This is a genomic window from Streptomyces antioxidans (genome assembly GCF_000968685.2).
Taxonomy (GTDB): Bacteria; Actinomycetota; Actinomycetes; order Streptomycetales; family Streptomycetaceae; genus Streptomyces; species Streptomyces antioxidans.
Window position 1 is genome coordinate 1 of the sequence record NZ_LAKD02000172.1, and the last position, 1367, is coordinate 1367.

1 protein-coding gene is annotated in these 1367 nt (G+C 73.1%); it reads left to right on the plus strand.

What is annotated here, in order from left to right:
* Positions 1-147 precede the first annotated feature (147 nt).
* A partial coding sequence (locus tag VT50_RS37200) for an ABC transporter ATP-binding protein (protein ID WP_079343980.1) occupies positions 148-1367 on the plus strand: 1220 nt, incomplete at its 3' end.

The following is a 1367-nucleotide window of genomic DNA, read 5'->3' on the forward strand; positions in this document are numbered from 1 at the left end:
AGGCCCCGGAGGCCCCGGAGGCCCCGGAGGCCCCAAGAGTTACGATGCGCTCTCATCTTCCGAGTAACGGGAACCGTAAGCGCCCCGTTAGGCTCCTAAGCCTCACCGGGGCGAGCACGCCCGACCCAGGCTCATGAGGGGCGGAGAATGATCGAGGCAGTCGGCCTGACCAAGCGCTACGGCGCCAAGACGGCCGTGTACAACCTGTCCTTCCAGGTGAGGCCCGGCGCCGTCACCGGCTTCCTCGGGCCCAACGGGTCGGGCAAGTCCACCACCATGCGGATGATCCTGGGCCTCGACGAGCCCACCGCAGGCCATGTCACGGTCAGCGGCTACCCGTTCCGCAAGCTCCCCAACGCCCCCCGCCAGGTGGGCGCGCTACTCGACGCCAAGGCGGTGCACGGCGGCCGCAGCGCCCGCCAGCACCTGCTCAGCCTGGCCCAGCTGTCCGGCATCCCGGCCCGCCGGGTGGACGAGGTGCTGGGCGTGGTGGGGCTGCAGAACGTGGCGCGCAAGCGCTCCAAGGGCTTCTCCCTCGGCATGGGCCAGCGCCTGGGCATCGCGGCCGCCCTCCTCGGCGACCCCCAGGTGCTGCTCTTCGACGAGCCGGTCAACGGCCTGGACCCCGAGGGCATCCTCTGGGTCCGCAACTTCATGAAGCAGCTGGCCTCCGAAGGCCGCACCGTCTTCGTCTCGAGCCATCTGATGAGCGAGATGGCGCTCACCGCCGACCGCCTGATCGTGATCGGGCGCGGGCAGCTGCTCGCCGATATGAGCGTCAAGGACTTCATCTCCTACAACTCCGCGGACTTCGCCCGTGTCCGCACCCCCGAGGGCGACCCGGGGCAGCGCGAGAAGCTGACCGCCGCGCTGAGCGAGGCGGGCGGTCAGGTGCTGCCGGAGCAGGACGGCGCACTGCGGGTGACCGGGCTGCCGCTGCCGCACATCAGCGACCTCGCGCACCGGGCGGACGTACGGCTGTGGGAGCTCTCCCCACACCAGGCGTCGCTGGAAGAGGCGTACATGCGGATGACGCAGGGCGCGGTGGACTACCGCTCGACCATCGACGGGCGCACCGCCCTGCAGCAGCAGATGCCGGGGGCGGTGGCGCAGGGCGGACCGTACGGCTATGCGCCGGGCGCTCCGGGACAGCAGCCGGGCTTCCCGCCGGGGACCGTACTGCCGGGCTACGCCGAACCCCCGGCCCCGCCACAGCAGCACGCCCAGGCCGCCCCGCACGCCCCGCTCCCCACCGCACCCGCGATGCCGCCCGCCGCTCCCCCGGCCCCGGCGGCCCCCGCGGCGCCCCCCACTCCCCCGGCTCAGCCGCCCGGGGCGCCGTCCGCCCCCGCCGATCTGACCAAGAG